The organism is Dyadobacter frigoris, from assembly GCF_005280585.1.
GTDB lineage: Bacteria > Bacteroidota > Bacteroidia > Cytophagales > Spirosomataceae > Dyadobacter > Dyadobacter frigoris.
The window spans coordinates 1-13,161 of the sequence record NZ_SZVO01000004.1 but is presented as its reverse complement, the minus strand read 5'-3'; the positions used below and the strand labels follow the sequence as shown (position 1 = coordinate 13,161).

General features: G+C 41.9%; 12 protein-coding genes. 5 read left to right on the top strand and 7 right to left on the bottom strand.

Translation table 11 applies throughout. The features are described from left to right. The 3 genes from FDK13_RS09310 to FDK13_RS09300 all read right to left on the bottom strand — a co-directional run bounded on the left by FDK13_RS09310 (position 1) and on the right by FDK13_RS09300 (position 3,800). Positions 1 to 795, bottom strand: coding sequence for a sulfite exporter TauE/SafE family protein (locus FDK13_RS09310; protein WP_137339730.1), 795 nt, complete (start codon positions 793 to 795; stop codon positions 1 to 3). Between the two features lie 169 nt (positions 796 to 964). Further along, positions 965 to 2,833: a cytochrome c oxidase subunit I gene (locus FDK13_RS09305; protein ID WP_137339729.1), complete on the bottom strand. Its 1,869-nt coding sequence runs from the start codon at positions 2,831 to 2,833 to the stop codon at positions 965 to 967. 94 nt (positions 2,834 to 2,927) lie between these two features. Continuing rightward, on the bottom strand, positions 2,928 to 3,800 hold the full coding sequence (locus FDK13_RS09300) for an AraC family transcriptional regulator (RefSeq protein WP_137339728.1): 873 nt from the start codon (positions 3,798 to 3,800) through the stop codon (positions 2,928 to 2,930). Positions 3,801 to 4,112: 312 nt separating this feature from the next. On the opposite strand from FDK13_RS09300, the gene FDK13_RS09295 reads away from it, so the two are divergent. The 4 genes from FDK13_RS09295 to FDK13_RS36065 all read left to right on the top strand — a co-directional run bounded on the left by FDK13_RS09295 (position 4,113) and on the right by FDK13_RS36065 (position 6,271). Beyond that, a complete protein-coding gene (locus FDK13_RS09295; RefSeq protein ID WP_137339727.1) occupies positions 4,113 to 5,534 on the top strand; it encodes an MBL fold metallo-hydrolase in 1,422 nt (473 codons plus the stop codon). A 34-nt stretch (positions 5,535 to 5,568) separates the two neighbouring features. Continuing rightward, positions 5,569 to 5,772 carry a YgaP family membrane protein gene (locus FDK13_RS09290; RefSeq protein WP_137339726.1) on the top strand — a complete coding sequence of 68 codons (204 nt, stop codon included), beginning with the start codon at positions 5,569 to 5,571 and terminating at the stop codon, positions 5,770 to 5,772. A gap of 156 nt (positions 5,773 to 5,928) precedes the next feature. Further along, positions 5,929 to 6,030: a helix-turn-helix domain-containing protein gene (locus tag FDK13_RS36070; RefSeq protein WP_229215982.1), complete on the top strand. Its 102-nt coding sequence runs from the start codon at positions 5,929 to 5,931 to the stop codon at positions 6,028 to 6,030. 37 nt (positions 6,031 to 6,067) lie between these two features. Continuing rightward, the gene (locus FDK13_RS36065) at positions 6,068 to 6,271 is read left to right on the top strand and encodes a hypothetical protein (protein WP_229215981.1); all 204 of its coding nucleotides are present in this window, start codon (positions 6,068 to 6,070) and stop codon (positions 6,269 to 6,271) included. A gap of 75 nt (positions 6,272 to 6,346) precedes the next feature. Here FDK13_RS36065 and FDK13_RS09280 read toward each other — a convergent pair whose 3' ends face one another. Both FDK13_RS09280 and FDK13_RS09275 read right to left on the bottom strand, forming a co-directional pair. Next, positions 6,347 to 7,969 carry a L,D-transpeptidase family protein gene (locus FDK13_RS09280; protein WP_137339725.1) on the bottom strand — a complete coding sequence of 541 codons (1,623 nt, stop codon included), beginning with the start codon at positions 7,967 to 7,969 and terminating at the stop codon, positions 6,347 to 6,349. A gap of 31 nt (positions 7,970 to 8,000) precedes the next feature. After that, positions 8,001 to 8,222, bottom strand: a complete 222-nt coding sequence (locus FDK13_RS09275) for a hypothetical protein (RefSeq protein WP_137339724.1) — start codon at positions 8,220 to 8,222, stop codon at positions 8,001 to 8,003. A gap of 953 nt (positions 8,223 to 9,175) precedes the next feature. Between FDK13_RS09275 and FDK13_RS09265 the strand changes: the two genes are divergently transcribed. Further along, complete coding sequence (locus FDK13_RS09265) at positions 9,176 to 9,835, top strand: VIT1/CCC1 transporter family protein (protein ID WP_229215980.1); 660 nt, start codon at positions 9,176 to 9,178, stop codon at positions 9,833 to 9,835. A 180-nt stretch (positions 9,836 to 10,015) separates the two neighbouring features. On the opposite strand, the gene FDK13_RS09260 is transcribed toward FDK13_RS09265, so the two are convergent. Both FDK13_RS09260 and FDK13_RS09255 read right to left on the bottom strand, forming a co-directional pair. After that, positions 10,016 to 10,729, bottom strand: a complete 714-nt coding sequence (locus tag FDK13_RS09260) for a TaqI-like C-terminal specificity domain-containing protein (protein WP_137339723.1) — start codon at positions 10,727 to 10,729, stop codon at positions 10,016 to 10,018. Then, positions 10,726 to 12,918, bottom strand: coding sequence for a type IIG restriction enzyme/methyltransferase (locus FDK13_RS09255; protein ID WP_137339722.1), 2,193 nt, complete (start codon positions 12,916 to 12,918; stop codon positions 10,726 to 10,728). Before FDK13_RS09255 ends, FDK13_RS09260 begins: the two co-directional genes overlap by 4 nt. Positions 12,919 to 13,161 lie beyond the last annotated feature (243 nt).

The following is a 13,161-nucleotide window of genomic DNA, read 5'->3' as shown; positions in this document are numbered from 1 at the left end:
TTACAGCGCTATGATCTCATGAGTAATAATATAGATTCCCATCACCAGTATGAACCACCCGAACCCCTTTTTCAACTGATCTGAATTGATATGCTTACCTATCATGCCTCCAAATACGATGCCGGCAATAGCAATTCCGGTGATTCTCAAAAGAAAAGGCCAGTCAATTTCAAAATGTCCTATATCTCCTGCAAAGCCGATTAAGGAATTCAAGGCGATGATCAGAAGTGAGGTGCCCACGGCCTTTTTCATGGGCATTCCCAAAAGCAGGACAAGTGTGGGGATCAATAAAAAACCACCACCTGCACCAAGAAGGCCTGTTGTCAAGCCGATTCCGACACCAAACACAAAAAGTTTGATATGATTATCTCCTGCTTTTTCCGGATTCTCTGTTTTCTGTGAATCGCTTTTGATCATACCAAATGAGGCTGCCATCATCAACAATGCAAACAGGATCATCGTTAAAATCGGTTCGGTTACCTGGAAATCACCAATTTTAAACAGCTGTTTTGGAATCAACGGGATCAGAAATTTTCTGGTCACAAACACAGTCGTTATAGAAGACACGCCAAATAAAAGCGCGGTACGCACACTGACAGCCCCATTTTTATAACTGCTGAATGCACCAATCAGACTTGTTGAACCTACAATAAACAGCGAATAAGATGTCGACAAAAGTGGCGAGATCCCGAACATATACACCAGCACAGGTACGGTCAGAATAGACCCTCCCCCGCCGATCAGACCAAGTGAAATACCAATAAGTACAGAGGCTATGTAAGCTAAAATTTCCATAGTAATATTTTAATCATGCAAAGCACGTACTTTCACCGCTTCGATAAAGTGACTTTTGTCACATAGTTCATTTCTTATGGCCGGAAAGCCTAAACTCCTGATAAAACCAAAATATCCGAAGGCAACAAAAGTGCTCTCCGGATATATAAATAAAATACAAACTTGACTTTTAATGTTCTTCTTTGATTACAAAATTGGTAATCAATTGCTCCTCTGTCTTGATCAACTCGTTTTCATGAGGAAAGTTTGAGCTTGGCGTCTGAGAGTAAGGAATGTTTTGCGGAATAAAATCTTTTTCGGCACCAGGCTTACTATAATCATACGGCCAGCGGTAAATAAAAGGGATTTTCCCAGGCCAGTTTCCATGACCGGGCACCAACGGCGTTGTCCATTCCAGGGTGTTTGAGTTCCATGGATTTAGCGATGCCCTTTTTCCGTAAAAAATGCTTTTGATAAAATTGTACAGAAAAATAAACTGCGCTATAAAAGTCAGAATGGCCGCAACACTGATAAAGGCATTCATATCAACAAATTTCGTTGTAAAATCATAGCTGGTAAATGCATAATAACGGCGCGGGAATCCGGCAATTCCCAAATAATGCATCGGGATAAATGTCATATATACGCCGGCGAAAGTGATCCAGAAATGAATCTGGCCTAATGTTCTGTTCATCATCCGCCCAAACATCTTTGGAAACCAGTGATAGATACCTGCCATCATGCCAAAGAAAGATGCAGACCCCATAATCAGGTGAAAGTGAGCTACGACAAAATAAGTATCGTGCAGCTGTATGTCCAGTGCCGAGTTTCCAAGTATCGCGCCTGTGACACCTCCCGAAAACAGGAATGATACCATGCCTATTGAAAAAAGCATCGCTGGCGTAAAAATGATATTTCCCCGCCATAGCGTAGTAATGTAATTGAATCCCTTAACTGCGGATGGAACCGCAATGATAAGGGTCAGAAACATGAATACGGATCCAAGGAACGGGTTCATTCCGGTTACAAACATATGGTGGGCCCAGACAATAAATGATAAAAACATGATGGCCATCATCGAGGCGATCATTGCCCTGTAACCAAAAATCGGCTTTCGCGAATTGGTAGCAATGATATCCGAGGTAAGGCCAAGTGCAGGCAGGAAAATAATATAAACCTCGGGGTGACCAAGAAACCAGAATAAATGCTGATACAGAATCGGAGATCCACCAACGTTAGGTAGTGCCTGCCCGTTTATATATATATCCGAAAGAAAAAAACTGGTCCCAAAACTTCGGTCCATGAAAAGAAGCAAAAATGCGGATAACAAAACAGGAAAGGACATTAACCCGATGACAGCCGTAATTAAAAATGACCATATTGTCAGCGGTAACCGATTAAAAGACATCCCCCTGGTTCTCAGGTTTATGACGGTCGTAATATAATTAATGGATCCTAAAAGAGTTGAAATCACAAACAGAGCGAACGATAGAAGATACAGAGACATTCCCATGCCTGAGCCTGAAATGGCCTGCGGCATCGCGCTTAAAGGCGGGTAAACCGTCCAACCGCCCATAGCAGGACCTGTTTGAAGAAAAAAGGAAGAAAATAAAACAACGCTGGCCGCAAAGAAAAACCAGTAGGAAAGCATGTTCATAAAACCGGAAGCCATGTCACGTGCTCCGATTTGAAGCGGGATAAGCAGATTACTGAATGTCCCGCTCAACCCTGCTGTCAGCACGAAAAACATCATAATCGCCCCGTGCATGGTAACAAGGCCCAGATACATTGATGGGTCAAGTTTTCCCCCGTCGCTAATCCATTTCCCTAAAACTGGTCTTAGCCACCCCAGATTCATTGTAGGAAATCCTAACTGAAGTCTGATGATCATAGAAGCAGCCCCTCCAGTCAGTGCCCAGAAAATTCCAGAAAAAAGGAATTGTTTGGCGATTACTTTATGATCTGTACTAAAAATATACCTGGACCAGAAGCTCTGTGAATGATGAGCACTCTCACCCAATGCTTCAGATGTTGTAATAATGTTTTCTTGGTTCTGCATCTTAATCTGTGTCTTTGATAGCGATATCAAAATTATCTGCTATAACGGCCAGATCATATAGCCAAATAATGCCATCTTCGGCACATATCAACGATTACAACAAAACATGTCTGAATTCAGACGGGGATATTCCGAACTGTTTTTTAAAAAAGCGGTTAAAGTAGGATGAATCCTCAAAATTAAGATCCGTAGCAATTTCTTTGATACTTGCAGTTGTGTGGCTTAACAAACGCTGCGCTTCTGCCCCTACCCGTTCATAAATCAGCTGACTTGCCGTTTTGTCCAGGATGCTCTTGCAAAGGAAATTTAGATGATTGGGGGTGATGCTTAGAAGATTTGCATAGTACTTTACATCTTTGTGGTTCAAAAAATGGCGATTGATCTCCTGTTCATAACGCCGCACAAGTGCATGCCCCGGAAGATTTACATGAGCCGAAAATTGTTTAAGATAGATACGGTCCGCCTTTTCCAGGAGTATGTTCAGAAACGATAAAATAACTTGATTTCTACGCGCCTGATGGTTTTCAAATTCTCTGTAAGCCTGCTGAAACAATAGTGAAACCAATTCCGTTTCTTCTTTCAGCTTTATAAGCGGTGACTGGCCATTTGAATTAAAAAACGAATAGGTATAAAGGCGTTCAGGATACTGGTTGGTAAGAAAATTGCTTTCAAAAAAGAGGCTGTATCCAACAATATCATCACTCAGTTCCCAGCTATGAACCTGGCCCGGGCTAAGAAAGTAAACCTGACCTTTTTCAATATAATATGTATGAAGATCAATATGATGCTTACCAGAACCATTCAGGACAATCATCAGCATATAAAAAGAATGTGAATGTGGACGATCTACACCATCAACTGTTTTTGCTAATTCTTCAAGCCTGATCATATAAAATGGCTCATTCTGCCTGCTGGCAGGATACATACCGAGACAAAACACCGGTAACTTATTTTTTAATTTTTCCATATCCTATTCTGAGATGCCGTTTGAAGCTCTTATTTGTGAAAGGACAAATTATCGTATCTGAGATGATATTGTTCGTGACTTTTGTCACATTGAATTCTTTTATCAGTCTGATCATCGGAAAAGAACAAGTTATAACCTGCTTCCAATAATGAATGAGCAATTAGCTCATTTGAGCTTCACCTAGCGATAAAACAAACATATTCATTTACAGTAACAAAAAACTTTTTCCATACGTGACAAATATCACTGATCGGGCTCATAGTACTTGCGAAATTTGTATTGTTCATTTAGAAAATCAAAATCAAAAAGGCTATGCGAATCGAACAAATTTATACAGGCTGCCTGGCACAAGGCGCATATTATATTGAAAGCAATGGAGAGGCAGTCGTGATTGACCCGCTTCGCGAAGTAGAACCTTATATTACCCGTGCCGAAAAAGATGGGGCCACAATCAAGTATGTGCTCGAAACGCACTTCCATGCCGATTTTGTCTCTGGCCACATTGATCTGGCTGAGAAAACCGGTGCCGAGATTGTCTTTGGACCAACTGCCAAACCAGCTTTTGCAGCTCATGTGGCCCAGGATGGCGAAATACTGAAAGTTGGGAATATTTCGCTTAAAGTCCTGCATACACCCGGACACACGATGGAGAGCACCTGCTTTTTGCTCACTGATGAGAACGGAAAAGATACAGCAATTTTCACAGGCGATACTTTGTTTATCGGGGATGTAGGACGCCCGGATCTGGCACAAAAAGTAGTGGCAGAGCTCACCCAAGACAAACTGGCCAGGCATTTGTTTACGTCCCTACGGACCAAAATCATGCCTCTGCAAGACGATATCATTGTATATCCTGCACATGGAGCCGGTAGTGCATGTGGTAAAAATATGAGCAAAGAAACAACCGATACGCTGGGCAACCAAAAGTTGTTTAACTATGCTTTACGTGCTGATATGACTGAGGAAGAGTTTGTAAAAGAAATAACCGATGGGCTGATGCCCCCGCCAGCATATTTTCCGGAAAACGTAATGATGAACATCCGGGGATATGACAGTATTGACACAGTACTCGAACGCGGAAACCATGCGCTTGATCCCGAGGCCTTTGAAGCAGCCGCTAACGAAACCGATGCGGTCATGCTCGATACCCGTGAAGCCCGGATTTTCGCCCAGGGTTTTATCCCAAATTCAATCAATATCGGGATTGACGGAAATTTTGCTCCCTGGGTTGGTGCCATGATTCCTGATATAAAACAAAAAATATTGGTAATTACCGACAAAGGCCGGGAAGAAGAGGTGGTAACCAGGCTGGCGCGCGTCGGGTACGATTACACGATCGGGCATCTGAAAGGCGGTTTTGAAGCATGGAAAAAGGCAGGGAAGGAAATTGATCAAATCGAGTCCATCACTACGAATGAAATGGCAGAGCGGATAAAAGACAACCCTTCCCTGACAGTGCTTGATGTACGCAAGGCAAGCGAGCATTTTTCTGAGCATGTGGTAGGCTCGGAAAACATCCCACTGGATTATCTGAATGATTACCTCGCCGAGATCAGCAAAGACAAAACCTACCTGGTCCATTGTGCAGGAGGCTACCGGTCAATGATATTCAATTCCATTCTCAAATCCAGAGGATACGACAATCTGATTGATGTGCAGGGCGGTTTTAAAGCCATTAAAAACTCCGGTCTTGTTCAGATAAGGGAGTATGTGTGTCCAAGTACCATGTTGTAAAAAATCGTTATTGAAATCATTAAACCCGGTTGTCATGAAATCGAACTTAGGAAATACGGATAAAATAGTACGTGTGTTATTGGCGGTAGGTGCTACGGTGTTATATTTTACAGGTGTAACATCCGGCATAATGGGAATCGCGCTGATTGCCGTTGGGGCGGTGTTGCTTTTGACTTCATTGATAAATTATTGTCCGCTTTACACCATTCTGGGCATATCTACAAAAAGAAAAAAATAACTTATGGGAATCCTGTCATCATTATTCGGATTAAAAGGTTTTTACTTACTCGAATTGAGGTAAGCTTATTTACAAAAGTAGAGTTGTAATAAGTTAGTAATGATTCTTTTTAGAACTGTGGGGATTTATTTACAACTTTGGGTAAAATAAAACTGGATGGAAATCGGAGAAAAAATTAAGAAAATTCGTGAGCTGAAAAACTATACCCAAGAGTACATGGCTCAAAAACTAGAAATGACTCAAGCCGGATATGTATAAGATTGAACGGAATGAGTGAGAAATAACTTATCCAAGATTGGAAAAAATAGCCGAAATTCTTAAAGTGACCGTTGAAGATATTATCAATTTCAATGAGAAAATGATCTTCAACGGAATGCATAACCAGACAGGTAACGGATATGTTGTCAATAATGGGATTCCAAGCCAGGAAACAAAATTATACGAACAGATCATTTCTCAACAAAAAGACAAAATCCTGTTCTTAACTATTAGGAGGTAAGATATCAAAATGCCCGCCCCGTCAGCAGCCAGTTTACTGACAAGTAAACACTCAACAACCATAGGTACAACACGTCTATTGTGGATTGGTAAACATCTTTTTAGCCATGGTTTTATCATGTCGATAAATGTCATTGGCAAAATGAAGTGAGCCATTTTTATCAACCCAGGCGGTATAATAAGTGATAATGACCGGTACAGTCGGTTTCAGCTTAACAAATCTTTCATGCCCGCTATCCATGGCTTTATCTATCTTTTCGGGTGTCCATTCCGGGTAATTATGTAAAAGGTAAATGGCCATTTTCCGCGCATCACTAAGCCGTATACAGCCATGACTCAGACTTCTTTTGTCCCGGTCAAAAAAACCTTTTTGCGGCGTATCGTGCATGTAGATATTAAAACTGTTCGGGAATAAAAATTTTACTTTCCCAAGCGCATTCCTTGGCCCTGGTTTCTGCCTGAAACTGGAACTGCCAACACGCTCCATGTTTCTATTCTTTAAATAATTCTTGTCCCGGCGCAGTCCGGGTATAATTTCCTTTCGGACGATGCTGGGTGGGATATTCCAATAAGGACTAAAAACAACCTGATTGATATTTCCCGAAAACATCGTCGTGTTATGACCTTGTACACCAACAACAACATCCATCTTAAACAAAGTCTTTTGTGCACTGTCCACATAAACAACGAACTCGGGAATATTCACTTTGATGAGCAGGGCTTCCGATTGGTCTGGCATCCACCGCATACGCTGCATATTGAGGATGATTTGCTGAATTCGGGCCTCAACGGGGATATTCAGATTTTTAAGCAGATTTAAGCTTATTTGTCCGGTTAGTTTCTCTCCTTGGTTTGACTGGTAGATATTGATCGCACTTTCTAATTCCGGGCTGAATATTCCAGTGGTGTCAGTCGCGACCAATTCACCAGATATTTGAAGTCTTTTTTTCAAAACCCTAACTTCGTCGTTATTGGTCCCTAAACGGTATTTCTTTACATCGGTGCCTAAGACCGGCCAGCCCCCATTGTTTTTAATCGCTCTGTATTGTCCCAGTTTAACTTTCAACAGACCGTAAGATATATTGAAGGCCGCGTAATTTTTATTGTCAGTGTTGCCCGAATCAAGTATTTCGTCGGCGAACTCTAAAACCTGCTTTTTTCTGACGGGGATAAAAGTAGCTAAGGAAGATGGACTGATGCCCATGTCCCTAAAATGAACAAGTGCATAACGGATGAATTGCAAGCTCAGTTGTAACTCCGTCTTAATCGTTAACGGGTCATCAGCACTAACCGAATTATCTTTACTAACCCTTAAACGGTCCAGCCTTGTCTCCAGCGACTTATTAAGGGAATCAGGATCGTCTTCTGTTTTGTACAAACTCCGGAAGCTGAGCGACTGCTCAATGAGCCCGTCAGTGCAAAACCAGGCATATTCAAAGTTACGGGCATTGTAAAAACCACGAAGGACGAAGGAAACAGAGTCATTAAGTTGCTGGCTTTGGATGAATTTCTCAACAGCACTGCTATCTAAAAACAAATCATTATATGCGTTACCGATGTTTATCGTCGTATCCCTTTTAACTAATTCCTCCCCGATGGATAAGTCGGTATTTTTTTCAGTCTTTGTGTTATTATTACGCTCGCAACCTTGTGACAACAGGCTTCCGATCATAAAAAATGGGATTGTTAATCGCAGCATGGTTTTGGTTTTATTAGATGGTGAAGTTTTTTTATTTTCGATTCAGGATTCCGATAGCCATTGTAAATACTCTGGCGAGTGATACGGCAATACTCAACCAGGGCGACCATTCTAACAGATGATCATTTTCGCGGGCTATTTTTAGATTACCAACATGGATAATCTTGCCGGAAGTCACAAAGTCGTACTGATTAAAAATGAATAGCAGAACTCCTAACGGTAATAAAAGGACCCCGAGAATGATTGTTTTCATTACTTAATTATTAGGTACAATTATTCATAACGTAAAGCCTCAATCGGGTTCAGCGCCGCTGCTTTCCGGGCAGGGTACCAACCAAAAAAAAGACCAATTGCCGAAGAAAAGGTGACAGCTAAAATGACGGACGAACTGGTGACCACAACGGGCCAGCCGCCGAACACTGATACCGCTTAAGAAACAGATTTAAAAAATTGTTATTCATTATGTCGGGTTACCAAAATTTTAAGATTATTTTTTTATGACAAAGTATTTTGTCGTGCTAATCAGTCATTAAATAAAGATCGCTGATAAGATCTTGTAGCTGTTGAGCTCACCCCAGCATTAAATCCTCACTTTTCGAAGGCATTAATAATGTTTGTAAAGTTCATTTTATAAAGCTGTTCGATTGTTACAAACAAAATACGGATCCTTGCATGATTCACTGATTTAAATAATTCATCAACGCAGTTTTGTTGCATTTACTTTAAAACAGTTCGATTAAGTGTATTTCAAGTGTTAAAAGATCACCATCCAACGTGTGAATAAGGTTAACTGACAGAATTATTTAATGTAAAATCATAATCCGTGGCGATGATCGATATATGAAACTAAATGCGCGAACGATCTGAACACCCGGAAAGCTGAGAAAAGACGGCTATCCAACTGCGGTGATTCTGCCGAATTCCTGAAATATGTGATTGGTATAACTATTACCATTTTCGGTGTAACATCCGGGCTTCGACAGTAACTATCTTTATATACGAAAGCCAGAGTTGTTTTTCAACCACCCGACATCCGCTCAAATTGGTCCTATATACCTGATCGCCATTTATATACGAATTAGTCAAACAGAATATAACGGAAAACATAATAGAGGCTGCTCGGTAATCACACAAGAAAAATACTACCTTGCCATTAAAACAACTGAAATGGAGAGCAATTTTGTTGAAAAACACTATGTCACACGAATGGGATGGTTAAGAGCTTCTGTATTAGGAGCTAATGACGGAATCCTGTCTACAACCAGTATCGTTATCGGCGTTGCGGCAGCTAATCCGGAACGAAATGCTATCATCCTGGCCGCCCTTGCAGGTCTTATGGCGGGAGCAATGTCTATGGCGGCAGGAGAATATGTGTCGGTGAGCTCACAGGCAGATACGGAAAGTTCAGATCTTACAAGAGAGAAGCGTGAATTACTGGAGATGCCAGAATCGGAGCTTGCAGAGCTTGCGGCCATATACGTCGCACGCGGTATTGATCCTGACCTGGCCCTTAAAGTCGCTTCGCAACTTACCAAACATGACGCGCTTGCAGCCCATACACGGGACGAATTGGGCATAAATGAAATTACTGCCGCAAAACCCCTTCAGGCTGCTTTTGCATCTTTCGGCTCGTTTACCTTCGGGGCTTTGTTGCCATTTCTTGTTTCTATGCTGGCGCCATTACCCTTCATGGTATACTATCAATATGGCTTCTCCATTATTTTCCTGATGGTTTTAGGGGCTCTTGCGGCCAAAACAGGAGGATCTAGGGTCGGCATAGCAGTAGCCCGGATCGCGTTCTGGGGAACCGCAGCCATGGGCATAACTGCTTTGGTCGGGCATTTCTTTGGAGTCAGCACGGTTTAAGCCAATGGATAACCAGGTTACCTTCTCAAGGCTAAGATTAGCTAATGGAAAACGACTTCAAAGACAATCAATGATTATTTACCAATTCCTTATAAACGGTTACTTATTATCTAAAATTTGGATCCAGCAACATCAAATCTATACTTATTTTAAAAATACACAACAACGACTCCATCAAGTCTAAGCTCCCACCATTGCAACCTCCTCCGGCGTCAGATCGTAAAGCTGATAAATGAGATGATCGATCCGCGGTTCGAGGTCGGTAGTAGAATCCAATGATTTATTTTCCCTGGCTTCAAGTATGGCATTGACTGTAAAGGAAATGTCTGCATTATTTATCAAGGCTTCCGCAACAGGTAACCCAAGAATATATGGACTTTGCAGAGCCAAAGCTCCCCTTAATCCATTTGCTGTGTTATTTAGATAGAACCATACCAGTTTACTGTTCAAAAAACCCAGTAAAGAAACATCATCCGTAGGAATCAGAAACAACTTATTGTTTGTGTAAAGTCCTTGTCTGTCGTAAACAAAAGTAGAATATGCCGCAATTTCCTGATACAGTATTTTAGGCTTTTCAAATTCATTGTAGTAATCGCAGGGGCGCAACTCCCACCAATAATCTCCTTTGTCTCCTCTCGCTTTTGCCTTTAATTCATGTACCTGCAAAAAACTGAAAATGGCGGGGAATGCTGAACTCATTTCACGAAAAGCTTCCGCCTCTGGCAACTTTCCAACGATTTTTTTTGTAAATCCAAATGGAATCAGAATCAGCCACTTATCATTAACAGGCTGCTGATATCTTTTGATATCTCTCCCTGCCAAAAACGGCTTGATAATCTCAGCACTTTTAGGGTCCTCGCTGATTAACCTGTCTTTTGTACCGGTATCAATCACAAAAGCTTCATTAAGCCTGTCAAAACGCCACGATAAATTTTACCATTCAGATAATCACCCAAGGGCTTCCCGGCCGCTTTGATTTTTCCAATCAAATTTTGCAGACGACTGTCCACCAGATTCCAGCCTTCCGCAGAAAGACTCTCACCGCTTACAGAAATCCAGCGATCTGTCAGATAGGAACTAATGCCATTGGGATAACTCAAAGTATCTACCACAGCAGCCTGGAATCGATTCTCCGTAATTTCTTCCCTTTGCATCAGCCAGACGCTGGGATAGGTTGTCGCTTCATCAAAAACCGGCAAGTCGCCAAAATCAACCATCTGAATCGTCTTTTGCATACCGGCATAATTCCGCAAAGCCTTCCCGTAACCGCCTTTCATCCATTTATTTGGCAGGATATAGCAAAAAAATCCTGCTTGTTTTAAGAGCTTCATTCCTTTTTCTACAAAAAATACATAGAGATCTGCTGTGCCCGCGAATGTTTCGTAATTGGCTTGCAAATAAGGTTTCTGATCCCTGATCTCCTCCTGCCTGATATAAGGCGGGTTTCCGACCACGACATCGAAGCCCATAAAATCACCTTCGTCATTGAGCACATCCGGAAACTCGAACCGCCATTCGAAGGCATTTTCATAAATTTTGTTGCTTTTTATTTCCTCAACGCCGGTGCTCAGCAGTGTTATCTCCTTTTCAAGTTTTTCCTGCTGCTGTTTTTTAAGCTTTTTCTCCGCCCGTCCGGGTTCAAACAACTGGCTCTGGTTGAGCAGATTATACAGCTCACCTGAAAGACGGCTTAACCGCCTCACTTTCGGGTCATTGTTATGGATCTCGCTTCTGAAATTGCCCTTGATATCGTCGATCAGCCGTTCCATTTCGCGTTTTTCCTCCTTGCTTTGCGCATTCCGGTACGTTTGTACAGCCAACTTATAGGTTTCGATATTCCATTTCGTCTTTTTTAAAGCCAGTTTCAAGTCTGCATCCAGTCCAAACCGGCTGATCAGGCTATTGCCACACTTGATATTGATATCTATGTTAGGCAATGTTTCAAGTTCCTTAAATTGGCTGTCCGCCCTGTAATAGGCGTTTTTTAACAATTCGATCCATAAGCGCAGCCGACAGATCTTTACTGAGTTAGGATTGATATCCACACCAAAAAGGCAATTTTCAATGATCATCTGCTTTTCGTGGAAAAGTGTTTCCTGGATCCGCTGGCTTTCCTTATTGTGTGGTTTGTAGACAAAAGCATTTCCCTCGTCGTCCGCCACGGTCAGCTCATCGTTTTCCACTTCGATATGATAATCTCTCAGCAAAAGTCCATCTTTGTCCTGCAACACTTTCAGGTAACTTTTGACCGCAATAATTTCATTAAGTGCCGACACGAGAAAATGACCAGAGCCCACAGCCGGATCACAAACCCTGATGCTGTTAATCACTTCGTTAACAGCATTTTTAGAAATCTTCTCACCGATCTGATTATATACGTCATCAAGCGTTTGCAACGGCTGCATGTTCGGATAACCGTCGGCGATGATCCTTTCATTTATTTTCTGAACAACCGTGCGGCGGATCGTTTCACGGCACATGTACATGGTGATAAAACCAGGGGTAAAAAAGGAACCATCTTTGTACCCGTTTATTTTTTCAAATATCAACCCCAAAACAGAAGCATTGATCAGCGTTTTGTTCTCCTCCTGAATATCTTCACTTCCTTCACTACTAAAATCGTAGGATTCCATAAAAGCGAACAGGTACTCAATGGTGTTGAGTGAACCGGTCCTTTTCTTGCCCGAATCCTGTTTCAAAACTGTTGCACTAATGACAGGAAGCGTGCGTTCGTCCCGCAAATTACTGATCACGATGGCCTGGTTTTCAAGGCCCGTCACTTCAAAAAGTGAGCTATTCAGATACGGTATTTTTTCAAATTGTTTCCTGACTTCCTCCACCCGGCTGTCCTGCCGCCGCGCCAGTACCGAAAAGAAAAGACTATTCAGGTCATCATAATTTTTAATTTTCCTGAAATTCAGGAAAGCGTATGTTTCGTCGCCTTTGTGATAACTTACAAGCTGGGCTTCAAGCAGTTTTAAAAACAAGATCCTGTTCACCCAGGTGATCACCAGTTCGAGCCCCACATTAATTAGAGTCTGTCCATACAGTAAGGTTTTCGAGCTAATGTGATGATTTCGCACGGTTAAACAGATTTGACAGGTGGCTTATTAGATGTTTGGCTGCTTTTTTTACGAGCTGTGCGCAAAATATATATTTCTGATGCTCGTTTTCGCTTTGCAGGACGTAGTTATCCCTTGGGCCTCATTAAAGGCTCAAGTTAGCTGGTTTTATAGTTGCAAAATTAACTTCGATGTCATCACCCTCACATTGTAGGCAATGGCACTCCATAGTACCTTAGCCTTAAAATGTGCATCTCCCTTCCA